This window comes from Citrobacter sp. LUTT5, from assembly GCF_009905315.1.
Taxonomy (GTDB): Bacteria; Pseudomonadota; Gammaproteobacteria; order Enterobacterales; family Enterobacteriaceae; genus Citrobacter; species Citrobacter freundii.
Genome location: NZ_CP047606.1, coordinates 2,057,381 through 2,081,237, shown reverse-complemented (window position 1 = coordinate 2,081,237; position 23,857 = coordinate 2,057,381). Strand labels below are relative to the sequence as shown.

Sequence of the window (23,857 nt, the reverse complement as noted above, 5' to 3'; positions counted from 1 at the left end):
AATCACATTCAGGATACAACGGGCACAACCTGCGGCTGCGCCAACTCTTGTTTTGCTACGGTTTGCTCTTCAAGCTTGAAAAATGCGACACAGGCGGAAAGATTATCGGCCTGTGTGGCGAGTTGTCCGGTGGCGGATGCAGCTTCTTCCACCAGCCCGGCGTTTTGCTGCGTCACTGAGTCCATCTGGCTGACGGCCTGCGCCACCTGCTCAATGCCTCTGCGCTGTTCATCGGATGCCGAGGCAATCTCGCCCATTATGTCGTTAACCCGGGTCACCGAACTGACAATTTCCGTCATCGTGCGCGACGCCATATCCACCAGTTGCGAGCCCTGATGCACCCGGGTGACTGACTCCTCAATGAGCCCCTTAATTTCTTTCGCCGCCTGCGCGCTACGGCTTGCCAGATTACGCACTTCACCAGCGACGACGGCAAAACCACGCCCTTGCTCCCCTGCCCTGGCGGCCTCGACCGCGGCATTCAACGCCAGGATATTGGTCTGGAAGGCAATGCTGTCAATCACGCCGATGATGTCGCCGATTTTCTGCGAGCTGGCAGAAATCTCATGCATGGTGCTGGCAACCCGGGACGTCTGCTCGCCACCTTTATGCGCTGTGTCTGCCGCACTTTTGGCGATCCCTGACGCCTGGCGCGCGTTATCAGCGTTCTGGCCGACAGTGGCGGTAAGTTGTTCCATGCTGGCTGCCGTTTGTGCCAGCGCGGCCGCCTGCTGTTCGGTTCGCGAAGATAAATCGTTATTGCCCATCGCGATTTCTGAAATACCGCTATGCATGGCTGAGCTGCCCTGACGAACGTCATTTACTGTTTCGCGTAATGCCTTTTGCATCTTCTGCAGGCTGGCAAAAATGGCCGAGATCTCATTGCGCCCATAAACCGCTACTGGCCGTGCCAGATTCCCCGCGGCAATACTGTCGAAATGGCTGCCAATAATCGCCAGCGGCTGAACAATCATCTTGCGTGACCAGAACAGCGCACCGCTGGTGAGCAGTGCTGCCAGGACCACCATGGTGGCGAAAATCACCCCCGACATATGGTAATTGCGCTGACTCTGCTCTCCTGCCGTTTGCAACACGCGGTCGATGTTGCTCTGCCACGCATTCACATTCGCATCAAAAGCATCTTGAGCCGCCTGCACCGGCGCGGTCAGAAAATCTGACAGCTGATTGTTTTCAAGCCAGGTGGCCTGATGCGCGAGATCGCTGTGCCACTGGTTGAAACTTTTCTCCGTCGCGCTAAACAGCGCCTTGCCTTGTTCCGTCGAATCCGACGTCGCCATAAAGCGTTTAAACATCAATTCAGACTGCGCCAGGCTGTCGCGCGCAAGAGTCATCAGGGTTTTGATGTCCTCTGGCGGATAGCTCAGGGCGGTCAGCGTCCCTGCCTTATTAAGGGCCGTACTGGCCTGTAATAACACAGCGCGGGTTTGGGCCAGCGCAGCGCGTTGCTGATTACTCCGTTCGACCTGATTCAGGTTCTGAAAACCGTCCCGAAATGCCCAGAAGGACAAGCCATTACTGCCAATCTGCAAAACACCGCAGAGGATTAAAATCAAAAACAGCGTGGTCGAAATTCGAATACGATTAAACATCAACGCTCCCATCAGGCGGCACTGGCCGCGGTTTAACTGTCAGTCAAAATGTTTCCCAATTCGTATCTTGTTCAATGCTCTGGCGCGGATAGGAGGCGCTCGGCGCTGCAGGTAATCGTGTATCGCGTGGTTTTGTCGAGGCCGGACGTGACGCAAGGCGGAAAGTCGATACCGACTGCGTCAGGCGACTGGCCTGTTCTTCAAGAGCGGCCGCTGCGGCAGCCGATTCCTGTACCAAAGAGGCGTTCTGCTGCGTAACGCGATCCATTTCAGAGACCGCGAGCGCAACCTGATCAATCCCCCGGCTTTGCTCGTCGGAGGCCGAGGCAATCTCACCCATGATATCGGTCACCCGCGTCACGGCATTGACGATGTCGTTCATCGTTTCCCCAGCGCTTTCTACCAGTACAGAACCGGTATCAACCCGGGAAACGGAATCTTCAATCAATGCTTTAATCTCTTTCGCCGCCTGCGCACTGCGGCTTGCCAGATTACGCACTTCGCCCGCCACCACGGCAAAGCCGCGGCCTTGCTCACCGGCGCGTGCAGCTTCAACCGCCGCGTTCAGTGCGAGAATGTTGGTCTGAAAGGCAATGCCATCGATGACGCTAATAATGTCGGCAATTTTCTTCGAGCTATCGGCAATTTCGTGCATGGTGTTCACCACGCTATCAACCACTTTGCCGCCATGCTGCGCGGTGTCCGAGGCGCTTTTCGCCAGTTGCGAGGCCTGACGCGCGTTGTCCGCGTTTTGCTTCACGGTTGCGGTCAGCTGTTCCATGCTGGCTGCGGTTTCTTCCAGCGCTGACGCCTGCTGTTCCGTACGAGATGAGAGATCCGTGTTTCCGCTGGCAATTTCGCTGGTACCAGAATAAATCGCATCAGAGCCTTCACGCACCAGAGTGACGGTTTCCGTCAGCGAGCGCTGCATATGATCAACCGTACTGGCCAGCTCGCCGATTTCGTTACGACCACTAACGGCGAGAGTTGCGGTCAGGTTACCGCTGGCGATTTCCCGAATATGGGCAATAACACGGGACAGAGGATTAAGCAGGGTATGACGGATGCCGTACCAGACCACCACCAGAATCAGCACCAGCACTACGGCCAGCACGCCAAGCTGCCATTGGGCGAAATGGTAATCCCGCGCGCTTTGATCAAATGCCTGAACGTAAAGCTTTTCGCTAACGCTGGCGTACTTGCCCAGCGCCTCGCCGAGCGCGTTTTGCATTCCCTGCGTAGGCTGCGCAAAGTAGGCGTCCATATTGCCGCTTTCCAGAAACTGAACCAGTTCTGCCAAGGCCGCATGGTACTGCTGATATTTTTCCTCAATGTTGCCGCTGGCTTCTGCCATTTCCGGCAACGGTGTGATGTTTTTAAATTTTGCGTAATGCGTTTCAGCCTGCGCCAGCGATGCTTTCGCATTCTTCAGCAGATCGTTTTTGGCGCTGCTTTGCTGGTTAGACGCATCCATCATCATGCGCGCAGAAGAACGGCTTAAATTGATTCGTGTTTGCAGCATCAGATCCCATGTTGAGGTGAGTTCACTTTGCTGCTGTCGAAGATCGTTAGAAATAACAAAACTTTGCTGATTCTGCTGCAATGAAGAAAACAACAGACCACCGGAAACAAGCTGTAGCAGTGCGAAAACCCCCAGCACCATCATCAGCATTGTGACAACGCGGATACGGTTAAACATAAGGCACCTTCCTGAAAACGAGTTATCAACGTTATCGGCAGTGGCTGAGATAACTTTACGTTTGCAAAAAGGAAATCCTGAAGGGATGTGAAGCCTGGCGAGGGGAAGGTAAAACGGGTGTGCAGCAACCACAGATTATTCACATAAAAACACCATAATTATCATGCAAATAACATTCATACTCATCAGTGAGCACGGCCAGATTGGCTGAAATACACTTTTTTGTGTGATTTGGATCACACATACGCATCGTAAATACCACAACAAAATGGATAAAAAATTAAAAAAAGTTGTATCCGTTTACGCTTTAATCCAATTTATATGATGAATACTTCGTTACCACTTAATAAGTATAAAAAATGAGTAACCGATCAATAAATGTTAAATCCTTACTGAGGGCTTTTTAGTGGCAAATGCAAACAAACTCACGTTGTTTATCGTGATCTTCATGCTGGCGGGGATCCTGTCGGGTGCGGTGATCCACTCTTATGCCTCCCCCGGCGTTGTGACCGCCTGGGCCGATAATATTACGCTTCTCACCGACATCTTTTTACGTCTGATTAAGATGGTGATTGCGCCTTTAGTATTCAGCACCCTGACCGTTGGTATTATGCGCCTGGGGGAAACGTCCACCATCGGTCGCGTGGGCGGCAAAGCGATGATCTGGTTTATCAGCTCTTCTGTATTGTCTATTCTGGTCGGTCTGTTTGTGGTTTCCCTTGAGCAACCCGGGAGCGGGTTAAACCTTACGATCCCGCTGGAAGCCACCGACACCGGTCTGGCCGTAGGCGGCATGAGCCTGAAAGGTTTTCTGACACATACCATTCCAACCAGCATAGCCGAGGCAATGGCTAACAATGAGATCCTGCAAATCGTGGTGTTCTCAATGTTCTTCGGTATTGGTGGAGCATCGCTCGGAGAGAAATTTAACGCTCCGCTGGTTGCCGCGCTGGATGTGGTTTCCCACATTATGCTGAAAGTGACCGGCTACGTGATGTACGTCGCGCCGCTGGCAATTTTTGCCGCCATCTCTTCCGTAATCTCTACCCAGGGTCTGGGGATCCTGCTTAACTATGCATCGTTTATCGGCGGCTACTATGTGGCGATTTTGCTGACCTGCCTGGTTCTGTTGGCGGTGGGTTATGTCATGCTGAAAAAAGAGGTATTTCGCCTGGTGAGCATGCTGAAAGACCCGGTTCTGGTCGCATTCACCACCAGCAGCTCTGAGGCCGCTTATCCGAAAACGCTGGAGCAATTAACTAAATTTGGCTGCTCACCCAACATCGTGTCATTCGTGCTGCCTATCGGTTATTCGTTCAACCTAGTCGGTTCCATGGTCTATTGTTCATTTGCCTCCATGTTTATCGCGCAGGCCTATAATATTCACCTCTCTTTCGCAGAAATCACCGTCCTGATGCTGACGCTGATGCTGGCGTCCAAAGGAATTGCAGGTGTGCCACGTTCAGCACTGGTGGTGCTGGCGGCAACCATCCCGAGCTTCAATATTCCGGTTGCCGGAATTCTGCTACTGATGGGAATTGATCACTTCCTGGATATGGGACGTTCAGCAATCAACGTATTAGGTAATGGGATTGCAACGGCGATGCTGGCGCAGGATGAAGGTTTACTGGAAGAAGAACCTGAGCTGGTTGAGCGGGAAGCGTAAGAAGGAAATCTGCCGGATACGCTACGCTAATCCGGCCTACAACAGCAATCATTGTAGGCCGGATGAGTTATGGCGATTATGCGACGTGGGAAGCGGCAATATCCAGCAGCGCCATTTCTTCGCTGTTCAGCAGCTTCTCAATGTTGACCAGGATCAGCATCCGGTCACCCAGCGCACCCAATCCCGTCAAATATTCCGTCGACAGCGTGACCGCAAACTCCGGTGCCGGACGGATTTGATCCGTTGTCAGCGACAGCACATCCGAAACGCCATCCACCACAATCCCAACCACCCGCTGACCCAGGTTCAGCACAATCACCACGGTGTTTTCGTTGTAATCCACATCACTCTGGCTAAATTTCACGCGCAGGTCGACGATAGGCACAATCACACCACGCAGGTTCGTGACGCCTTTGATAAATGCAGGCGTGTTAGCGATGCGCGTCACCTGATCATAACCACGGATTTCCTGCACTTTCAGGATATCGATACCGTACTCTTCATCCCCCAGCGTAAACACGAGGAATTCCTGACCTGACGGTTCGCCGGCCAGTTTAGTTACATTACTCATACCGGTCATATTATTCCCTTCTCACTCAATCAGGCGGCTGTGATCGCCACACGTTGTTCGCGGTTTAATCCCTGCAATGCAGAGACATCGACAATCAGCGCGACGCTGCCGTCGCCGAGGATCGTTGCTGCAGAAATACCTGGCACTTTGCGGTAGTTGCTTTCCAGGTTTTTGACCACTACCTGGTGTTGGCCAATTAACTGATCGACCAGCAGCGCATAGCGACGCCCTGCACTTTGTAAAATAACCACAATGCCCTGAGTCGCTTCAGTTTTAGCGCCTTCAACCTCAAAGACCTTCCACAACTCAACCAGCGGTAAATATTCGCCACGCACTTCCAGAACGCGTTCGCCTCCGGCCAACGGATGGAGATCTTCTTCGCGCGGTTGCAGCGATTCCATAACGGCATTTAGTGGCAGAATGAAGACCTCATCCGCCACACGCACGGACATCCCATCGAGGATCGCCAGCGTCAGCGGCAGCAGAATGCGAATAGTGGTCCCCTGTCCCTGTTTGGACTGGATCTCAACATGGCCGCCCATCTCCTGGATATTTCGCTTCACCACATCCATACCCACGCCGCGTCCGGAGACATCCGTCACCTGTTCGGCGGTCGAAAAGCCTGGAGCGAAGATCAACATACCCACTTCGTCATCGCTCATGTTTTCGTGGATCGGCATACCCTGGGAGATAGCTTTGGCCAGAATACGTTCGCGGTTCAGGCCAGCGCCATCGTCAGTCACTTCAATACAAATATTCCCACCCTGGTGCTCCGCGGAAAGCGTCAGATTGCCGATTGGGCTTTTGCCGGATTCAAGGCGTTTTTCCGGCAGTTCGATACCATGGTCGAGGCTGTTACGCACCAGGTGCGTCAACGGATCGATGATGCGTTCAATCAGGCTCTTATCGAGTTCGGTTGAGCTACCTACCTGCGTCAGCTCGACCTGTTTACCCAGCTTACCGGCCAGATCGCGCACCAAACGAGGGAAACGACTGAACACATACTCCATTGGCATCATACGAATCGACATCACCGACTCTTGCAAATCGCGGGCGTTACGTTGTAACTGACCCATGCTGGTGATGAGATCGCCATGATTGACGGGATCCAGTTCGTTAGATCGCTGGGCCAGCATCGACTGGGTGATGACCAACTCACCGACCAGGTTAATAAGCTGATCGACCTTCTCAACCGCTACGCGGATGCTGGTCGACTCGCTGGCGCGGGCTGGTTTTTCACGCTCCGCGCGCCCATGTGGCGCTTCACTGGCGGCGGCTTTCACCGCTGGCGCAACGGCAACCGGCTGCGGCTTCGCGACAACGGCTACCTCTTCAGTTTCAACGGTCGCGGGCGCTGCGCTGACGGTTTCGAATTCAATTTGGTCAGCTTCAATGACAAAGCAGAGTACTGCAATGATGTCATCTTCTGCGAGGTTGCCATCAAGCGTAGCTGACAGCGTGTCGCTTCCTTTTACCACATCGGTTAAGGTCGCCAGGTTCCCCAGTTCCTCTTCCAGCAAATCCACTTCGCTGGCTTTCAGACGCGAGAGAGTAATGCGTTTTTTGCTCTCTTCACTGGCGAGTTCAGGCTTTGCAACCGCCTCTTCCTGCATCGCGGTGCTATCAACAACGCTCAGTTTTGCTGAGTTGACAACTGACGGTGCGGTTTCACCTTTCGCTTCGAGCGCTAACTGCCGTAACGCCTGGCAAATGTACTCAAAACTGTCGGCATCAGGCTCCACTGAGCTTTTATAGGCGTCGAGCTGTTCCTGCATAATATCTTTCGTTTCCAAAAACAGGTTGATAATGTCGGCATTGAGCTGCATCTCGCCACGCCGCGCTTCATCCAGCAGGTTTTCCATCAGATGGGTCGTTTCCTGCAAAATGGTAAAGCCGAAGGTGCCCGCCCCGCCTTTAATCGAGTGCGCTGCACGAAAAATGGCATTCAGCTGTTCGGAGTCCGGGGCTTCAGGAACCAAATCAAGAAGGTGTTGCTCCATATCAGCCAACAGTTCGTCAGCTTCATCAAAAAATGTCTGATAAAAATCGCTAATATCCATGCTCACGCTATCACCTCGGATTGGCTGGTGGCGATGTGGGAACGCTTACCGGCGGGAGTTCCGCTGGCCGTTGTAAGACACTTACCGGCTCATTCTGGCTTTCAGCGTTTTCATGCAAAATGGCCTCTTCTGCCTGCTTATTGAGAACCAGCAGGCTAATACGGCGGTTGATAGCGTCTTCAGGACCGCGATCGCTCAGACGCATCGTGGCGGCCATACCTACCACACGTAATACTTTTCCATCATCCAGACCGCCGCTAACCAGCTCGCGACGCGATGCATTTGCGCGATCGGCAGACAATTCCCAGTTGCTGTACCCTTTCTCACCATTCGCGTAAGGGTAATCATCCGTGTGACCGGAAAGGCTGATCCGGTTAGGGATCCCGTTGAGCACTGGTGCAATCGCGCGCAGGATATCGCGCATGTACGGCTCAACTTCAGCACTACCGGTCTTAAACATTGGGCGATTCTGACTGTCGATAATCTGTATCCGCAGCCCTTCCTGAACTAAATCAATCTTTAAATGCGGACGCAGCGCTCGCAGTTTGGGATCGGATTCAATCAGTTGATCGAGATCGCCACGAAGTTTGCTCAAGCGGCTCTGTTCCATACGTTTTCTCAGGTCATCAATATTCGGCTGCTTGTTCACCTCACCCTGCTGCTGGGTGTAATCATCCCCGCCGCCTGGAATCGGGCTTTGGCTATTCGAAATACGATTTCCCCCGGTCACCGCGGTGGCCAGCGGTGTACGGAAATATTCGGCAATCTGGATCAATTCTTTAGGGCTGGAAATAGAAATGAGCCACATCACCAGAAAGAAGGCCATCATCGCGGTCATAAAATCGGCGTAGGCGATTTTCCACGAGCCATGCGCCCCACCACCGTGATTCTTATGTTTGCGTCGCTTTACAACGATAATGGGATGGGCCTGATTTTTCATGCGTCCTCGGTCGTCTGTTGCGCAGTTGGATTTCTCACCGCACGAACATGTTCTTCCAGTTCGATAAACGAAGGACGTTCGCTGGAGTACAGAGTCTTACGACCGAATTCAACGGCAATCGGCGGCGCGTAGCCATTCAGATTGGAGAGCAGCGTTATCTTCACGCACTGCATCATTTTGGTTGTTTCAGCGCTTTTCTGGCGCAGAACGCTGGCAAGCGGAGAAATAAATCCATAGGCCAGCAAAATACCGAGGAATGTTCCCACCATCGCATGCGCAATCAACGCCCCCAGCTCTGCTGCCGGGCGATCGGCAGAAGCCAGTGCATGCACAACACCCATAACGGCCGCGACGATCCCGAATGCCGGCAGTGAGTCGCCGACCATCGCCAGACTATTCGCCGGAACTTCGGCCTCACTCTCATGAGTCTCAATTTCTTCGTCCATCAGCGCTTCAATTTCAAACGTATTCATATTGCCGCTGATAATCAGGCGTAGATAATCGACAATAAAATCAAGCATTACGGCATCGGCAAGAATGCGCGGATAGCTAGCGAAGATTTCACTTTCTTTTGGGTTTTCGATGTCGCGCTCAAGCGAGAACATGCCCTGTTGACGTGACTTGGCCATCAGGCGATACAGGAGCGCCAGCAGATCCATATACATCGCTTTGGTGTATTTCGAACGACGGAAAAGCAACGGGATCGCTTTCATCGTCCCTTTGATGGCTTTCCCATTATTGCCGACGATGAATGCCCCAATACCCGCGCCACCGATAATCACCAGCTCAGCCGGTTGATAGAGTGCCCCAAGGTGTCCGCCGGTCATCATGTAACCGCCGAAAACTGTACCAATAACAACCAGGTAACCTAATAAGATAAGCACGACATCATCCTTTCGCAATTGACTATGACAGGATGCGCAGTCGGGCAATTAACGTAAGGTCAGGACAAAAAAAAGCAGCGGTAATCGCTTACCGCTGCTGGAGTGTTCATCCACACCGTATCAGTTAAACAGCCTGTTCGATCTGTTCATCCAGCAGTTGTGGAATAATATCGGCAGCATTCTGGGAAAGTTTACGTCTTTTTACGGCCCTTGATGGCGGCTGGCATAAACTACAGGCAAAGCTGCCTGCGGGTTGGTGTGCATGGGTGATAAAATTCCCACCGCAACAATTGCATTGGGACAACTCCAGCAATCCGCTGTCGACAAATCGCACCAGCGTCCACGCGCGAGTTAACGCCAGCAATGGCCCTTCTTCAGGCTGCGGACACTGCTCAAGATATAACCGATACGCCTTAATTACGGCATCCACGCCGCTACAGAGACCCGTTTTGAGCAGGAATTGCCATGCATTGCAAAACATCGACGCATGAATATTTTGTTCCCACGTCATAAACCAGTCGGTGGAAAACGGGAGCATCCCTTTTGGCGGAGGACTACCGCGTAATTCTTTGTACAGCTTGATTAATCGACCACGGCTTAATTGCGTTTCGCTTTCCAGCATTTGCAAACGGGCGCCCAATGTGATTAATTCCATTGCCAACTGGATATCACGCGCTTCCTGAACAATGCTTTTTTCGCTCATCATCAAGCCCTTTTCTTACGTGCTGCATCATCGATGTCGCTTAACAGGCGTGTGGAAAGCATAATACCAGTATGGATTTGCTGAAGATCGTCAACGCGGGAGTCTTGCGTCAGGCGAGTAACAGTCTGGTGATCGTCGAAACGGAAATGACATACCAGTTGGTTTGTTTCGGCCAGTTTGACCATTTGAGGAAGTGTTAATGTTGCCAACGTGTCCGCCATTTCCTCGCTGATACCAAGGCGAAACATCGCAGATGCTTTGTCCTGAACGATCAAACGCTGTGCAAGCAATAAATATGACAAATTGATGTCATAAATGTGTTTCAGCAACTCGGATGTATGCATTATTTGCATCCATAATAACCAACATTGTTTTCATGCGGTAAAACCGCACCCCGTGATGTCGCCGGGAAGGCCCGGTAAAAAAAAGCAAAAGGTCAAATACATAGCAACGTAACGACACTTACGCGTCGTCTAAACATTCCCTTTTAAGAAGGCAGCGTCCCTTACAAGCTCACATCAATTCTTACAAATGTCTAAGATTTTTCCTAATTCGACGCAACTCTACCCGCCGTCAGTTACACATACAACGGAGCTATGCTGCGAATTTAAAGAATATGTGATCAAGATCACATAAACCAGCCAAACACTTAACATAAATCCATCAGCGTGGCTTTTACTTTGTTTATTTCTTAACCTTCCATTATCCATTTCGATTCCTGATGTACGAATATTCTTGCAATAAAAGCGAATAGTATTATGTTCACGACCGTTAATATCACGCCATGAAATAGCGAGCTGGATCACATATTTAACTCAAAAAACTTTTTTAATTAAATACTTTATAAACAATGACTTAAATATTTAGAGCGATTAATTAATACCGCGATGTGACGACCTTGCAAATGTTAATGTATGTTTATTTTTTATTAACACATTGTTTTCATTAGCCGTGGGTTTTACTTAAGTTACCTGAACATATCTGCAACCAATATGAATCGATTATTCTATTTATAAGAATAATTAATGAATAATCATGATGACATTCACACTATGAAGGAAGGAAACGTTGCAGTATGGAGTAAGCTGAGTAAAGCTGAAAAGCCCTCTCATAATTCTTGAAAAAAAGGAGCGAGTTATGAGCTATTCGCACATTCTTGTTGCTGTTGCCGCCACCCCTGAAAGTCAGCAGTTGTTAGACAAGGCGGTTTCTATCGCTCGCCCTGTCAACGCCCGAATTAGCCTGATTACACTGGTCTCAGACCCCGAACTGTATAACCAGTTTGCTGCCCCCATGCTGGAAGACCTGCGTGAAGTCATGCAGGAAGAAACTCAGGATTTTATCGACAAACTTAGCAAAGAAGCAGAATACCCCATTGAGCATACCTTTATTACCTATGGGGCTCTGAATGAACATATCCTGGATGTATGCCGCAAATACGCTATTGATCTGGTCATTTACGGCAACCATAACCACAGTTTTTTTTCACGCGCTTCCTGTTCCGCGAAAAGCGTGATTCATACCAGCCAGGTGGACGTTCTTCTGGTTCCGCTAGCCGGAGATTAATACACAGCGCCAGGACTTCATGCGAGTTTAGAACAGGATGAAATATTGTCTGGCAGTTGGCATTGACTCCGACGCGGCGTGACTGCTTTAAGATCACTAATGAACGTCGCCTGCCAGTTGTCGATATCGTTTTTAACGATAGTCTCAAGCATTTCAGCGTGGCGCGAGATGCGTTCGGTAAGTGGCATCGTCAGCGCCTGGTTTAATGCGCCTGCCACTTCATCCCGGTCATAAGGATTAACAATAAGCGCAGAGGTTAGCTCATTCGCCGCCCCGGCAAATTGCGATAAAACCAGCACGCCAGGGTTAGCAGGATCCTGTGCGGCCACAAACTCTTTCGCCACCAGGTTCATACCATCGCGCAACGGGGTCACCAATCCTACGTCAGAGTAGCGGAAGATCTTCATCAGCAATTTACGATCAAAATACTGGTTCAGATAGTAAAGCGGCGTCCAGCCCAGTTGCCCATATTTGCCGTTGATTCGCCCTGCTTCTGTTTCCAGTTGGTGGCGAATATCCTGATAGGCCTGCACCTCTTCACGCGAGGTCGGCGCTATCTGCGTATAGCGAATTTTACCGTGGTGCTGCGGATAATGTTCCAGTAAGGCCTCGTAAGCCTGAAAGCGCTCCGGCAAGCCTTTGGAGTAATCCAGACGCTCCACGGAGAAAATATTCTGCACATTTTTAAGCTCCGCTTTTAGCTGCGCCAGTTTTGGCGGCAGCGGTCCGGACGCCTGTCGTGCTATCTCATCAGGTTCGATACCGATGGGATAGACCTGAGTGCGAAACGCTTTTCCCCATGCCAGATGCTGCTTATCTTTATGCGTGGACACCCGAGTCTGGGCTGCGAGACAGTCCAGAAAAGCCTGGCGATCGTTTTCAGTCTGGAAACCAAGCAAATCAAAATCACACATTTGCTCAAGTAGCGCCAGATGTGGAGGGAGCGCATTAAAAATTTCCGGCGTCGGAAAAGGAATATGCAGGAAAAAACCGATGCGGTTATTCACACCGCGCTTACGTAACTCGCAGGCAAACGGCAACAGATGGTAATCATGAATCCAGATGATGTCGTCATCGCCAAGCAGCGGCAGAAGTTTATCTACCAGTAAGGCATTAACCCGTTGGTAGCCTTCCCAGGCAGAGCGCTGAAACTGAACTAAATCCAGTCGATAGTGAAATGCGGGCCATAAAACCGCATTTGAAAACTGGCAGTAATACTCTTCGTAATCTTGCTCACTCAAATTAAACGAGGCCCAGGTGATATTGCCACGCGTGACTTTTTTTAACGGTTTATCCTCATTACCTGTATCACCACTCCAGCCAAACCACAGACCACCAGCAGCTTTTAACGCGCCCAGTACACCGACCGCGAGCCCACCCGCGCTCCCTTTGTCATCTGGTGAGGCGATACGATTAGATACTACGACTAAACGACTCATAGCCACCTCTTCTGTTATTCGTTGCTTTCGATTCTTGCTGCGAAGAGTTAATTTGCTCCAGCCAGCGCCAGACATCCCTGACGCCATCCAGACGCCATGTCGCCTGCGTCGGACCGCTCCCCACCTTCACGGAAATACCGCCAGCGCGGTTAACCACAGCAAATCCTGTTTCATCTGTCAGATCATCACCGAAAAACACAGGGATCCGGCCAGCAAAAGGCGCTTCCTGCATAAATGCAGCTATCGCGTCGCCTTTATTGCTGCCCTTAGGCTTTATTTCCACGACACATTTTCCGTGCTGCAGAGCAAGCTGCGGCCATCTGCGCGTGATGCGTTCAGCCAGGGTAATCAGCGCAGCTTCGTGTTCGGGTGCCTGACGATAGTGCAACGCGAAAGCCATACCTTTGGTTTCCAGCGTTGTCCCCGGTAACGTCACTAACGCTGCGTGTAATAAAGCCCCAGCTTCACGCTCGATACCTTCAGGCAGGTGTACTATGTGCGTTTGACCATTGATGTCACGGCGTTCTGCCCCATGCACTCCGGCAAGTGGAAAACGAAACGGAGTTGTGAGTGCGTCAAGCTCAACCATTGAGCGCCCTGAAATCAATGCCAGCGCATCCGCATTATGCGTCGCTAACTGATGTAAACATTGCAGGATTGCCTTAGGGACAACGACCTGGTCGGGAAAGGGTTTAATCTCAGCAAGTGTCCCATCGAGATCAAAAAAGTAAGCACAGTTTACAGATTGTTCAGGGGGTAAGATCAGTGATGCTGTCACCCGGTTATCCTCCTCATCATGGTCAGAACGCCACGCGGATCGCGGCGTATAGATGATGTATGACGGATATAAGTATAGACAGTGTGACCATGCTCGCCATTTGGAAAAACAATCGCCAGCCGGGTAGCGGCTGGCGACGGGCAGAAGCTAGACTAAAAAGTTAGGGTTTAAATCATCAAACGGTACGCTTCGCTTTTTGCTTGTAACGGTCGAAGATCACCGCCGCCAGCAGGATGAGGCCACGTACCACATACTGCGCGAACGGAGAGATATTCAGCAGGTTCATCGCATTCTCAACCGTACCCAGGATCAACACCCCGGCCACCACATATGAGATTTTTCCGATGCCACCTTTAAGCGAAACGCCCCCTAACACGCAGGCTGAAATCACGATCAACTCATAACCGATTGAGGTCATTGGCTGGCCGCTGGTCATACGCGATGCGAGGATAATCCCGGCAATGGCGGATACCAGACCGGAAAGAATAAAGATAATAATCTTGGTACGAACAACCGGAACCCCTGCCAGGCGCGCCGCCTCTTCATTGCCCCCAATGGCCAGCGTATTACGACCAAACGTGGTTTTGTTCAGCAGTAAACCAAAGACAATGAAACAAACGACAGTGATCCAGATAGGCGCAGGCAGACCAAACCAGTTAGCATAACCGAGTGTAAAGAAACGCTCGTCTTCAATCCCGACTGCCTTACCGTCGGAGATAATATAAGCCAGACCACGTACAATCTGCATCGTCGCAAGAGTAGTGATCAGGGCGTTAATTTTTAACCGCGCAATCACGAACCCATTCACCAGGCCACACAGAATACCGAGCAGAAGTCCGGCAGCCACGCCAATCCACAAACTTTCAGTCATGTTAATGACTACGGCAGTGGTAACACCAGCACAAGCAATCACAGATGCGACAGACAGGTCGAAATCACCGGATGCCAGACAAAACAGCATCCCACACGCGACCATACCCGACATTGATACTGCCAGTCCCAGTCCCTTCATATTGATGAAGGTGGCAAAGTTTGGCACAAACAGGGAACAAACGAGGAACAGCACGGCGAACACCACCAGCATACCGTATTGATCCCAAATGCGGCCCAGATTTAGCGCCGACTTCGCTGCGCCAGAACCCGATGTAGAAACGGAAGACATCATACTCTCCTTATTCAGGCTACAGCCTGGCTGACTTTAGGCATAGCAAGGCTCAACGCCTGGCGCTCATCCGCCTGTTCATGAAGTAACTCACCGGCAATTTCGCCTTCTCTCATCACCACAATACGATCGGCGACACCGAGCACTTCTGGCAGGTCACTGGAAGCAAACAATACGGCCACACCGCGCGCTGCGAGGGCATAAATCACGTTGTAAATTTCATGCTTGGCGCCTACATCAATGCCGCGTGTAGGCTCATCCAACAAAATCACCTTCATCTCTTCCGATAACCAACGACCGAGGATAGCCTTCTGTTGATTACCACCGGAGAGATTCATGATCAGTTGCTCTGCACCCGGTGTTTTGATGTTGAGTGAACGAATATGGTGATCGGCATTGGTCTCTTCCCAGCCGTTGTTGATCACGCATCCCCCCAGAACATGCTTACGTCGTGCACTAATGTTGATGTTGTTGCGCACTGAATGGACCGGAATGATCCCTTCGGCTTTGCGATCCTCCGGGCACAGCATCATCCCTGCTTCAATGGCATGGCTTGGTTTACGGATATCGATAGGCTGTTCATCAATAAATACCTGGCCCGCCGTGATACGCGTACCACCGAATAGTCCTTTCATTAATTCGCTACGTCCGGCCCCCACCAGGCCAAACAGCCCGACAATTTCACCGCTTCGCACGGATAAACTGATTGGCGTACGCACGCCCGGGGCTTTTACTTCATGCAACCGCAGACGCTCTGTGCCATACGGTCTGGATTTCCAGCCATAGATATCCCCGAGGTCGCGCCCGACCATCGCCTGCACCAGCGCGTCGTGATCGACCTGCTGCATATCCGTGAACGTTTTGACGTAATGACCATCTTTAAACACAGTGATGGCATCGCTGAGAGCAAAAATCTCCTCCATACGGTGCGACACGTACAGAATGATGCGTCCTTCGTTGCGCAGCTCACGGATGACACGAAATAGATTCTCAATCTCGCGAGCCGACAGGGAGCTGGTCGGTTCATCAAACGCAATAATTTTGGCGTTTCGCGCCAGCGCTTTTGCAATCTCCACCATCTGCCACTGACCAATGGAGAGGTATTTCAATGGGGTATCGGGATCGATATCCATTCCCAGATGCTTCAGCTGGATTCCTGCTTCATAGTTCAGCAGCGAGCGGTTCACAATCCCGCCTTTGTGCGGTAACTGCCCTAAATAAATATTCTCGGCAACGGTCATTTCCGGGACGAGATGCAGTTCCTGATAAATAATGGCGACGCCGGCGCTGAGCGCGGCAGTGGTATCCGCGAAGGAAACTTCTTGTCCGCGGATCGTCAATGATCCCGTCGTTGGCGCATAGTTACCGCTGAGAATTTTTAAGAGTGTTGATTTCCCGGCGCCATTTTCGCCCATCAGCGCATGCACCTGTCCGGCATAGCAGTCGAAACTGATATCCGTCAGCGCCTTAACGCCGGGGAACGTTTTGCCAATGCCGCGAAATGAGAGATACGGGGTAGACTGTTGCATAACGTCTCCGTGAGTCAGATCTTTATGCCGGAGGGGGGTTTTGCCTCATCCGGCCTTCTGAGGACGCAATTCGTAGGCCGGATAAGACGCGTTGACGTCGCATCCGGCATTTGTGTTACTTACCGCCTAAGCCTTTCTTCGCCAGCTCTTCTTTGAAGTTATCGCGGGTAATCAGCACCACATCCGTCACTTCAGTGAATGCCGGTGGCTCTGCACCTTTCGTTACCCAGTTGTAGAGCATTTCACTGGACTTGTAGCCGTGAACGTCCGGGCTTGGCAGCAGTGAACCGTAGAACCCGGTCGCTTCGCCTTTAGACAGTTCGCTTACTGCGTCAACACCGTTGATACCAATACCAATTACGTTTGGTGCTTTGAAGCCCTGCCCTTCGGTCGCACGTACGCCGCCCAGCACGGTATTGTCGTTCATACCGACAATCAGCCAGTGTTTGACTTCAGGATGCTGAACCAGCATAGAGTTAGCGGCATCGAATGCGCCGGGGATATCATTTGATTTAGTCGGGACCTGATAGATCTGTTTTTCCGGGAAGCCAGCGGCTTTAAGCGCTTCCATTGAACCAGAAGTACGACGACGTGCGGTATCCAGTTCGTTGGCGGTAATGGCCATTACGGCGGTGGATTTCACATCCCAACCGCGTTTTTGCATCTCCTTGTACAGCTCCTGGCCCTGGCGCTCACCAATTTTGGTTGCCGCCATCATCACCAGCGGTACGGTATCCATCGGTTTACCTTTGGCGTTGGCAAACTGGTCATCGACGGCAATGACTTTCATATCGTAGCCACGCGCCTTAGCCATAATGGCTGGCCCCAGTTTTGGGTCTGGCGTACAAATAACAAACCCTTTTGCTCCACTTGCAGCCAGGCTGTCGATGGCGTTAAGGGTTTTCTCACCATCCGGGACGGCAATTTTAATCACCTCAAAACCAAGGTCTTTACCGGCTTTATCGGCAAATTTCCATTCAGTCTGGAACCACGGTTCTTCCGGCTGTTTGACCAGGAAACCGAGCTTCATGGATTCAGCGATAGCGGATTGTGACATAATGGCCGCCAGACCGATGGCAGCAAGCGCTTTAGTGAATTTGTGCATGGTTAACTCCAGCTTTAACGTTCTTTTATGTAGGGTAAAATCAGACGATTTTTTGTAATTCGGACGTAAAACAAGGCATTACCTTTTATTGATAAGATCAATGCCAGTGCTGAGAGTATTTGTAGCGGGAAATTGATTCTCCATAAGAGAGCGGCATCACACCACAGAATTACAGTAATTGCGTACATAAATTCAGCGGGAAATGACATAAAAAAACGCGGTTTTGTCGACGGGAAAAAAGAGGAATAGCAGATTAGTCCATAACATCAGCCAACGAATCCTTGTTCCCGAATACCGGAGCATTCGGGAAAATGATTACCATCGGTAATAAATGTGGTCAGCGTGATCGCGAACCGGAATATCATCTCCCAATAGACGCGCCGCAAGCGTCAATGCAAAATCGAAAATATGCCCTAACCCTTTACCGCAAATCAGGTTGCCATCTTCCACAATCGGCGCATCGATATATTCCCCATCCGTTACGTTTTGCCACAGATCCCCTGAACACACGTAGCGACGCCCCTTCAGCAGGCCGTTGCCACCCAGCACGCGCGCAGCCGCGGAACACACCGGGCAAATGAGTTTTCCTGCCTCGTCATGGCGAGCGATAAACTGGATGACAGCCTTACTGGCGGCAAGATTAACGCTGCCCTGCGGCCCGCCCGGTAACACAACGGCATCGTAAAGATCCGTCTGACGCGCAGCCAGCGTGCTGTCCGTCACCATCGGCACGTCATGATAGCTCACCACCGCACGGGACTCGGCGCAGGCCAGTGTTTCAACTTCGATCTGCAGGCGGCGCAGAATATCAATGGTAACAATGGCTTCCGCCTCTTCAAAACCAGGTGCCAGTAGCACGGCAACCTTTTTCATACACACTCCTCGATTTTTCCAAATACACCAAACAATAAATGCCGAATCATTCAGGCGCTTAACTTTATTAATTTCAACAAAACTGATCTGGCGCAAATAATTAGCCGCAGATTTCGTTCACCGACACGTCGCGATGATGAAATTTCTTCATCCCAAGGCCGGATAATCATCCGGTGACAGACAATACCTGATTGTGAAATTCCATTTCATGATATGAAACATCATTTCAATATTAATTCTTCATTTTAATCCCATAAATATCAATCTGTTATATTCACATCACTTATATACACAAGCAGAAAAATAACTAATATTGCTATGACAATATGTAAAAAATCATAAATACGCAGATTTAAGGATTTTCTTAAGTCGGAACAGGAGTTATGCTGAATCTCGATCGGGAGCGAATATAATTCGTGATCACTAAAGGACCGGCGGAACGGATTTATTCTGCTAACAGTTTTAATTGTACGTAGAGGTGATGTGTAGCGGCAGCCCGTTGCACTGACGTAAGTAACGTACATCCCCCTTTCTGGAAATAAGGATATTGATATGGCTGCAGTTGGAATTGTTCATAAACTCAACACACAAATGAACCTCGAGTTCTACGCATCGAATCTTTACCTGTATCTCAGTGAATGGTGTTACGAACACAGCCTGACTGGCACCGCAACCTTTCTACGCACTCAGGCACAATGTAACGTGACTCAAATGATGCGTATGTTCAATTTTATGAAAAGTGCCGGAGCTAACCCCATCGTCAAGGCAATTGATGTTCCGGGTGATGAACTAACTTCTCTTGAAGAACTGTTTCAGAAAACGCTGGATGAATACCAACAGCGTTACAGCAAGCTATCACGCTTGACCAATGAAGCAGAAGCCTTGAATGATGCAACAACCATTGATTTTCTTCACGATCTGGAAAAAGAGCAGCAGCAGGATGGCGTGCTGTTACAGACGATTCTTGATGAAGTCCGCAGCGCTAAACGTGCGGGACTGTGCATGGCGCAAACCGATAAGCATCTGCTGAACGTCGTGAACTATCAACATCACTAATCTTCAATTTTCATCATGTTAATGCCGGATAACGATGCGACGCACCTTATCCGGCTGGTGCTTAATTTTCTCTACGCTCACGCCTCTCATTCTGCGAGGCGCAAAAAAACCTTTCTAAAACCTGAAACAACGGTTTATTTTAGTGAGATTCATTCTGCGGCGTGAATTTCAACTCGATCAAGGCAACTGCTTTTTGTATTGCGCGCATAGTAACCGGATCGGCGCCCGCAGGATGGCTGGAGAAATCGATGCTTTTCAGTTGGCTGGACATTTTCTCCCGCACTTCTACTGGGGCAATAACATCAAGAACATCCAGAATCTGCTTGATAACCAGCTGACAGGCAACAACGTCCGAGAGCAGTTCCTGATCGGCATTCAGTGTTTGGGACATAGTGAGCTCCTTATAGAAAGGTCGTCATAGTACCTATTCAACGAACGAAACGATAGCCGCGCATGCATTACGAATGCGCTGGAAAATAAAAATAGATCCAGTCAGTTTCTTTTGAGATGGCAAGCACAACATGAGTGAACATTTAGCGGTTGAGAACAAACGCGGTCTATCCCCGGCTGCATTACTTGTTGCCGGGGCTTTCTTTATGGAGTTTATTGACGGCACGGTGATTGCCACCGCACTGCCCGACATGGCGAAGAGTTTTGCCGTGCAAGCGGTAGACCTGAACATAGGTATCAGCGCCTATCTGATCACCCTCGCGGTGCTGATTCCCGCCAGCGGCTGGATTGCGGATCGCTTCGGCGCCCGAAAGGTGTTTACCCTGGCGCTGGCGATATTTACTCTCGCCTCGGTTTTATGCGGTTTTTCCGAAAGCCTTGAGAGCTTTGTCGCCATGCGAATCTTACAGGGTGTAGGTGGCGCGCTAATGGTTCCGGTTGGCCGACTTGCGGTATTGCGTACCACGCCTAAACATCAGTTGATCACCGCTATTGCGACCCTGACCTGGCCCGCGTTAGTCGCCCCCATCATTGGCCCTCCCCTTGGCGGATTCATTACCAGCTATGCCAACTGGCGTTGGATCTTCTTCATCAATGTACCGCTCGGGATACTGGCGATTGCGCTGGCGCTACGTTTTATCCCGGATATTCATGACGACGAGCGCCGCCCATTTGATATAACGGGATTTATCGCAACCTCTGTAGCGATGGTAAGCCTGGTGTATGCCATGGAGTTACTGGGAACCCAACAGCCTCAGGGCTGGCTGACCACCGGACTTTTGGCGCTAGGAACAGTGACATTTCTGTTTGCCCTGCATCATTTTCGTCGCGCCGCATGGCCAATGATTCGCCTTGATGCCATGAACGTCCCTACTTTTCGCGTCACCATGTATGGCGGATCGCTGTTTCGTGCCTCTATCAGCGCCGTGCCGTTTCTGCTGCCGTTAATGTTTCAGGTAGGTTTTGGCATGAACGCTTTTCACGCGGGTTCGCTGGTGCTGGCGGTATTTGTGGGCAATCTGACGATTAAACCGGCCACCACACCGTTGATTCGTTGGCTGGGCTTTAAGAAACTGCTGTTGATTAACGGTGCACTTAACGTTCTGGCGCTGCTGGCCTGTGCATTAATTACGCCGCAGACCCCCGTGTGGGTTATTTTGCTGGTGTTGTATCTGGGCGGTTTGTTCCGCTCAATTCAGTTTACCGGCGTCAGCACGCTTGCCTTCGCGGACGTCCCCGCGGCACAAATGAGCTACGCTAATACGCTGTTCAGTACAGCGACACAATTAGCGGTAGGATTGGGCATTTCTTTAGCCGCTATTGGGATCCGCATTGGCGATGTGATCAGTGAAAGGCTGGCATTGGGTAATATTCCAGGGATCAGTTTCCGGCTGGCCTTTGTCGCTATTGCCATTATTTGTCTGGTAGGTATGGTGGATACGCTGCGGCTCACCCGTGATGCAGGAAGTACAGTATCGAACAAGAACAGGTAGCCCGGAGGGTGAACGCTGCCGGGCCAACAGGATTTAGCCAATTACCTCGCGTACAAACGCTTCGATTGCTTTGTCCTGGCAGTTTTCAAAGAAGCACTGCTGGAAGCGCGGGCCTGATACAGCGGTTTTCACCAGTTCAGGATCGATAGCGCGCAGCGTGTCCAGATAATTTTCTTTTACCACAGCCGCTTTCACCTGATTCAGAATACCGGCGTTACGTACCTGCGGCTCTTTACGCTCCGGTGGGTAGCCTTCCCCGTTACGCCCGGTGAACGCTTTTTCAAACATATAGCGCACATTCAGCTCAGCACCCCAGCCAAAACCTTTGGCGAATGCCAGAGAAAGTGCGTTGCCGTTGTTGATCTGAGAGAACAAGAACGCATCTGCAGGATCGAGGCAATAACCACACACCACACCCGGATGGATATTCAGTGACATCATTGCCCCCTGGCCCGTGCCGCAACCGGTGACCACGAAATCAACCGCTTTGGAATTAAGCAGGATGCTGGCCATAATTCCTAAATGGATATAGGTCAGATGATGATCATTTTCATCGCTCATCCCAACGTTATAGACCGGAAAACCTTTTTCATCCGCAACGGCTTTAAGCTCGTTATGGATGATGGCGTTTTTGCTTGCCTGGCTGTTTTCCATCATCAATGCAATTTTCATTCTGTACTCTCCTGAATGCACTGCGGTAGCCCGCTGAAAGTCATAACATTCAGCCACATTACTATTTTGCAATCACACTTTCAAATTTAATGAAATTTAGTTTTAAAAAACAAAGTTGCGCTCACATTCTTGTCTGAACAGTTCAGAATTGCCTCAAACGAATGACCTCGTTGTGATTAATCACAGATGATCTTCGGGCTATTCAAGCCATTGATGAGGGCCTCTGTATGCCATGATAGTGTATCTTCGAACTTTCAGAGCGATCTCATGAAGACCTTTATCCTTGCGCTTTTGCCGCTCGTGCTGACAGGATGCACAATTACAAAACAGGCACAGGTCAGCGAAGCCAGCGCCATCACTGGTGTGGTTCGCCTGACTTATAATCAGGCCATGTTACAAACAGCACGTACCGATGACTACGTTACCCAAGGGACAGCCACCAAAGAGTGTCAGCGCCTGGGCTATGCCAGCGCTGAAGCGTTTGGTCAGCCGGTGTCAACCTGCAGCGTATATGCAGGCTCTCTGTGCTTAAATACCAAAATTACACTCGCCTGGCAGTGTCATGGTGTCGCAGTATCGCAATCCCCCTCATTCAATTATTAATATTTCCGACCAGCACATTTTTGCTGGTCTTTTAGCACTTTATTATTTATATCCCCCGCTTAATATCGTTAATGCGTTTTATTCCCATTCGCATTTTTAATAAATAAATTTATTATTTTACCTTTTGCAAATAATTAAATAACAAATTATAGTGACGCCACGTCAATATATAATAATGTTTGTGGAGCAGAACCATGCTGAAAACAGAAATGATCGACCAACTGAATGAGCAAATGAATCTTGAATTATATTCATCTCTGCTCTACCAACAGATGAGCGCGTGGTGCAGCTATCACAGCTTCGAAGGTGCCGCCGCGTTTTTGCGCCGTCACGCTCAGGAAGAGATGACGCACATGCAGCGTCTGTTCGATTACCTGACCGATACCGGCAGCTTGCCGCGTATTAATACCGTTTCTTCCCCTTTTGCTGAATATGCGTCTCTGGATGAACTGTTCCGTGTCACTTACGAACACGAGCAGCTGATCACCCAGAAAATTAATGAGCTGGCACACGCGGCAATGACCCACCAGGATTATCCAACCTTTAATTTCCTGCAATGGTATGTTGCCGAGCAGCATGAAGAAGAGAAATTATTTAAATCTGTTATTGATAAGCTGTCGCTGGCAGGGAAAAGCGGCGAAGGTCTTTATTTCATCGATAAAGAACTGGCTACGCTTGATACGCAGAATTAATATTTTGGGGTAATGAAGGCAACCCGCCATCATTACCCATTAAAATCAGTGACGGCAGATCTTGCTTTCGTGCGTAGAGAAGCCGTCTTCTTTTGCAATAAACTTTCCCTTCGCCGCTAAAAACGCCACCAGCTCGCCTGCCGTCATATCTGACGCGGAACAAGTGTGAAAACGCGCCTGCTCGCCGAAACGTGCCGTAATCGCCGCTTCAAGGCTGGCATTTGAATACTGCTCGCCAGATTCAATCATCATGTTGAGCACTTCGTGACCGTGAATAGATTCCATACTACCTCCTCAATAAAGACC

At 50.4% G+C, this 23,857-nt stretch carries 23 protein-coding genes; 6 read left to right on the top strand and 17 right to left on the bottom strand.

Annotated elements, in window-relative coordinates:
- Window positions 1-8: 8 nt before the first annotated feature.
- A complete protein-coding gene (gene tap / locus GUC46_RS09945) occupies window positions 9-1,610 on the bottom strand; it encodes a methyl-accepting chemotaxis protein IV (protein ID WP_060855098.1) in 1,602 nt (533 codons plus the stop codon).
- A 43-nt stretch (window positions 1,611-1,653) separates the two neighbouring features.
- The gene (gene tar / locus GUC46_RS09940) at window positions 1,654-3,309 is read right to left on the bottom strand and encodes a methyl-accepting chemotaxis protein II (protein ID WP_032936849.1); all 1,656 of its coding nucleotides are present in this window, start codon (window positions 3,307-3,309) and stop codon (window positions 1,654-1,656) included.
- Window positions 3,310-3,715: 406 nt separating this feature from the next.
- Between tar and GUC46_RS09935 the strand changes: the two genes are divergently transcribed.
- The gene (locus GUC46_RS09935) at window positions 3,716-4,975 is read left to right on the top strand and encodes a dicarboxylate/amino acid:cation symporter (RefSeq protein WP_048217995.1); all 1,260 of its coding nucleotides are present in this window, start codon (window positions 3,716-3,718) and stop codon (window positions 4,973-4,975) included.
- A 76-nt stretch (window positions 4,976-5,051) separates the two neighbouring features.
- Here the strand turns inward: GUC46_RS09935 and cheW are convergent, their stop codons facing one another.
- From cheW to flhD, 6 genes are all read right to left on the bottom strand, one after another.
- Window positions 5,052-5,555 carry a chemotaxis protein CheW gene (cheW, locus tag GUC46_RS09930; protein WP_003034638.1) on the bottom strand — a complete coding sequence of 168 codons (504 nt, stop codon included), beginning with the start codon at window positions 5,553-5,555 and terminating at the stop codon, window positions 5,052-5,054.
- Between the two features lie 20 nt (window positions 5,556-5,575).
- A complete protein-coding gene (cheA, locus tag GUC46_RS09925; protein ID WP_003034635.1) occupies window positions 5,576-7,612 on the bottom strand; it encodes a chemotaxis protein CheA in 2,037 nt (678 codons plus the stop codon).
- Window positions 7,613-7,616: 4 nt separating this feature from the next.
- Window positions 7,617-8,546, bottom strand: coding sequence for a flagellar motor protein MotB (gene motB / locus GUC46_RS09920; protein ID WP_003034631.1), 930 nt, complete (start codon window positions 8,544-8,546; stop codon window positions 7,617-7,619).
- Window positions 8,543-9,430, bottom strand: coding sequence for a flagellar motor stator protein MotA (gene motA / locus GUC46_RS09915; RefSeq protein WP_003034628.1), 888 nt, complete (start codon window positions 9,428-9,430; stop codon window positions 8,543-8,545). The genes motB and motA overlap by 4 nt, the downstream gene beginning before the upstream one ends.
- A 124-nt stretch (window positions 9,431-9,554) precedes the next feature.
- Window positions 9,555-10,139: a flagellar transcriptional regulator FlhC gene (gene flhC / locus GUC46_RS09910; protein WP_008785071.1), complete on the bottom strand. Its 585-nt coding sequence runs from the start codon at window positions 10,137-10,139 to the stop codon at window positions 9,555-9,557.
- On the bottom strand, window positions 10,136-10,477 hold the full coding sequence (gene flhD, locus GUC46_RS09905) for a flagellar transcriptional regulator FlhD (RefSeq protein ID WP_003034622.1): 342 nt from the start codon (window positions 10,475-10,477) through the stop codon (window positions 10,136-10,138). Before flhD ends, flhC begins: the two co-directional genes overlap by 4 nt.
- Window positions 10,478-11,270: 793 nt before the next feature.
- Here flhD and uspC point away from each other — a divergent pair.
- A complete protein-coding gene (uspC, locus tag GUC46_RS09900; protein ID WP_003034619.1) occupies window positions 11,271-11,699 on the top strand; it encodes a universal stress protein UspC in 429 nt (142 codons plus the stop codon).
- A gap of 17 nt (window positions 11,700-11,716) precedes the next feature.
- On the opposite strand, the gene otsA is transcribed toward uspC, so the two are convergent.
- The 6 genes from otsA to GUC46_RS09870 all read right to left on the bottom strand — a co-directional run bounded on the left by otsA (window position 11,717) and on the right by GUC46_RS09870 (window position 18,585).
- A complete protein-coding gene (otsA, locus tag GUC46_RS09895) occupies window positions 11,717-13,138 on the bottom strand; it encodes an alpha,alpha-trehalose-phosphate synthase (protein WP_003839138.1) in 1,422 nt (473 codons plus the stop codon).
- Window positions 13,113-13,916 carry a trehalose-phosphatase gene (gene otsB / locus GUC46_RS09890; protein WP_044711094.1) on the bottom strand — a complete coding sequence of 268 codons (804 nt, stop codon included), beginning with the start codon at window positions 13,914-13,916 and terminating at the stop codon, window positions 13,113-13,115. Before otsB ends, otsA begins: the two co-directional genes overlap by 26 nt.
- A gap of 175 nt (window positions 13,917-14,091) precedes the next feature.
- The gene (araH, locus tag GUC46_RS09885) at window positions 14,092-15,078 is read right to left on the bottom strand and encodes an L-arabinose ABC transporter permease AraH (RefSeq protein WP_003034609.1); all 987 of its coding nucleotides are present in this window, start codon (window positions 15,076-15,078) and stop codon (window positions 14,092-14,094) included.
- 14 nt (window positions 15,079-15,092) lie between these two features.
- Complete coding sequence (gene araG / locus GUC46_RS09880) at window positions 15,093-16,607, bottom strand: arabinose ABC transporter ATP-binding protein AraG (protein WP_032936845.1); 1,515 nt, start codon at window positions 16,605-16,607, stop codon at window positions 15,093-15,095.
- A 115-nt stretch (window positions 16,608-16,722) separates the two neighbouring features.
- Complete coding sequence (locus GUC46_RS09875; RefSeq protein WP_003034602.1) at window positions 16,723-17,712, bottom strand: arabinose ABC transporter substrate-binding protein; 990 nt, start codon at window positions 17,710-17,712, stop codon at window positions 16,723-16,725.
- Between the two features lie 315 nt (window positions 17,713-18,027).
- Window positions 18,028-18,585 (bottom strand): DJ-1/PfpI family protein, encoded by a 558-nt coding sequence (locus GUC46_RS09870; RefSeq protein ID WP_003844182.1) that lies wholly within the window; start codon window positions 18,583-18,585, stop codon window positions 18,028-18,030.
- Between the two features lie 552 nt (window positions 18,586-19,137).
- Between GUC46_RS09870 and GUC46_RS09865 the strand changes: the two genes are divergently transcribed.
- The gene (locus tag GUC46_RS09865; RefSeq protein ID WP_160180166.1) at window positions 19,138-19,641 is read left to right on the top strand and encodes a non-heme ferritin-like protein; all 504 of its coding nucleotides are present in this window, start codon (window positions 19,138-19,140) and stop codon (window positions 19,639-19,641) included.
- Window positions 19,642-19,780: 139 nt separating this feature from the next.
- On the opposite strand, the gene GUC46_RS09860 is transcribed toward GUC46_RS09865, so the two are convergent.
- Complete coding sequence (locus tag GUC46_RS09860) at window positions 19,781-20,032, bottom strand: DUF2766 family protein (RefSeq protein ID WP_003034595.1); 252 nt, start codon at window positions 20,030-20,032, stop codon at window positions 19,781-19,783.
- Window positions 20,033-20,162: 130 nt separating this feature from the next.
- On the opposite strand from GUC46_RS09860, the gene GUC46_RS09855 reads away from it, so the two are divergent.
- Window positions 20,163-21,584: an MFS transporter gene (locus GUC46_RS09855; protein WP_130714575.1), complete on the top strand. Its 1,422-nt coding sequence runs from the start codon at window positions 20,163-20,165 to the stop codon at window positions 21,582-21,584.
- A gap of 33 nt (window positions 21,585-21,617) precedes the next feature.
- Here the strand turns inward: GUC46_RS09855 and GUC46_RS09850 are convergent, their stop codons facing one another.
- Entirely contained in the window at window positions 21,618-22,256 is a 639-nt protein-coding gene (locus GUC46_RS09850; protein WP_003034591.1) for an RpiB/LacA/LacB family sugar-phosphate isomerase, read from the bottom strand.
- Between the two features lie 267 nt (window positions 22,257-22,523).
- On the opposite strand from GUC46_RS09850, the gene yecR reads away from it, so the two are divergent.
- Together yecR and ftnA are read left to right on the top strand one after the other, a co-directional pair.
- Entirely contained in the window at window positions 22,524-22,859 is a 336-nt protein-coding gene (gene yecR, locus GUC46_RS09845) for a YecR family lipoprotein (RefSeq protein WP_003034590.1), read from the top strand.
- A 194-nt stretch (window positions 22,860-23,053) separates the two neighbouring features.
- Window positions 23,054-23,551 carry a non-heme ferritin gene (ftnA, locus tag GUC46_RS09840; protein ID WP_003034588.1) on the top strand — a complete coding sequence of 166 codons (498 nt, stop codon included), beginning with the start codon at window positions 23,054-23,056 and terminating at the stop codon, window positions 23,549-23,551.
- 45 nt (window positions 23,552-23,596) lie between these two features.
- Here the strand turns inward: ftnA and GUC46_RS09835 are convergent, their stop codons facing one another.
- Window positions 23,597-23,836 carry a YecH family metal-binding protein gene (locus GUC46_RS09835; RefSeq protein ID WP_044711100.1) on the bottom strand — a complete coding sequence of 80 codons (240 nt, stop codon included), beginning with the start codon at window positions 23,834-23,836 and terminating at the stop codon, window positions 23,597-23,599.
- Window positions 23,837-23,857 lie beyond the last annotated feature (21 nt).

What these genes read in the sequence shown, in the direction of transcription:
- GUC46_RS09875 (WP_003034602.1), bottom strand. Translation starts at nt 17,712, where the DNA reads ATGCACAAATTCACTAAAGCGCTTGCTGCCATCGGTCTGGCGGCCATT.
- GUC46_RS09870 (WP_003844182.1), bottom strand. Translation starts at nt 18,585, where the DNA reads ATGAAAAAGGTTGCCGTGCTACTGGCACCTGGTTTTGAAGAGGCGGAA.
- motB (WP_003034631.1), bottom strand. Translation starts at nt 8,546, where the DNA reads ATGAAAAATCAGGCCCATCCCATTATCGTTGTAAAGCGACGCAAACAT.
- tap (WP_060855098.1), bottom strand. Translation starts at nt 1,610, where the DNA reads ATGTTTAATCGTATTCGAATTTCGACCACGCTGTTTTTGATTTTAATC.
- yecR (WP_003034590.1), top strand. Translation starts at nt 22,524, where the DNA reads ATGAAGACCTTTATCCTTGCGCTTTTGCCGCTCGTGCTGACAGGATGC.
- GUC46_RS09860 (WP_003034595.1), bottom strand. Translation starts at nt 20,032, where the DNA reads ATGTCCCAAACACTGAATGCCGATCAGGAACTGCTCTCGGACGTTGTT.
- flhD (WP_003034622.1), bottom strand. Translation starts at nt 10,477, where the DNA reads ATGCATACATCCGAGTTGCTGAAACACATTTATGACATCAATTTGTCA.
- GUC46_RS09865 (WP_160180166.1), top strand. Translation starts at nt 19,138, where the DNA reads ATGGCTGCAGTTGGAATTGTTCATAAACTCAACACACAAATGAACCTC.
- GUC46_RS09855 (WP_130714575.1), top strand. Translation starts at nt 20,163, where the DNA reads ATGAGTGAACATTTAGCGGTTGAGAACAAACGCGGTCTATCCCCGGCT.
- uspC (WP_003034619.1), top strand. Translation starts at nt 11,271, where the DNA reads ATGAGCTATTCGCACATTCTTGTTGCTGTTGCCGCCACCCCTGAAAGT.
- otsA (WP_003839138.1), bottom strand. Translation starts at nt 13,138, where the DNA reads ATGAGTCGTTTAGTCGTAGTATCTAATCGTATCGCCTCACCAGATGAC.
- tar (WP_032936849.1), bottom strand. Translation starts at nt 3,309, where the DNA reads ATGTTTAACCGTATCCGCGTTGTCACAATGCTGATGATGGTGCTGGGG.
- GUC46_RS09850 (WP_003034591.1), bottom strand. Translation starts at nt 22,256, where the DNA reads ATGAAAATTGCATTGATGATGGAAAACAGCCAGGCAAGCAAAAACGCC.
- araG (WP_032936845.1), bottom strand. Translation starts at nt 16,607, where the DNA reads ATGCAACAGTCTACCCCGTATCTCTCATTTCGCGGCATTGGCAAAACG.
- cheW (WP_003034638.1), bottom strand. Translation starts at nt 5,555, where the DNA reads ATGACCGGTATGAGTAATGTAACTAAACTGGCCGGCGAACCGTCAGGT.
- araH (WP_003034609.1), bottom strand. Translation starts at nt 15,078, where the DNA reads ATGTCTTCCGTTTCTACATCGGGTTCTGGCGCAGCGAAGTCGGCGCTA.
- GUC46_RS09835 (WP_044711100.1), bottom strand. Translation starts at nt 23,836, where the DNA reads ATGGAATCTATTCACGGTCACGAAGTGCTCAACATGATGATTGAATCT.
- ftnA (WP_003034588.1), top strand. Translation starts at nt 23,054, where the DNA reads ATGCTGAAAACAGAAATGATCGACCAACTGAATGAGCAAATGAATCTT.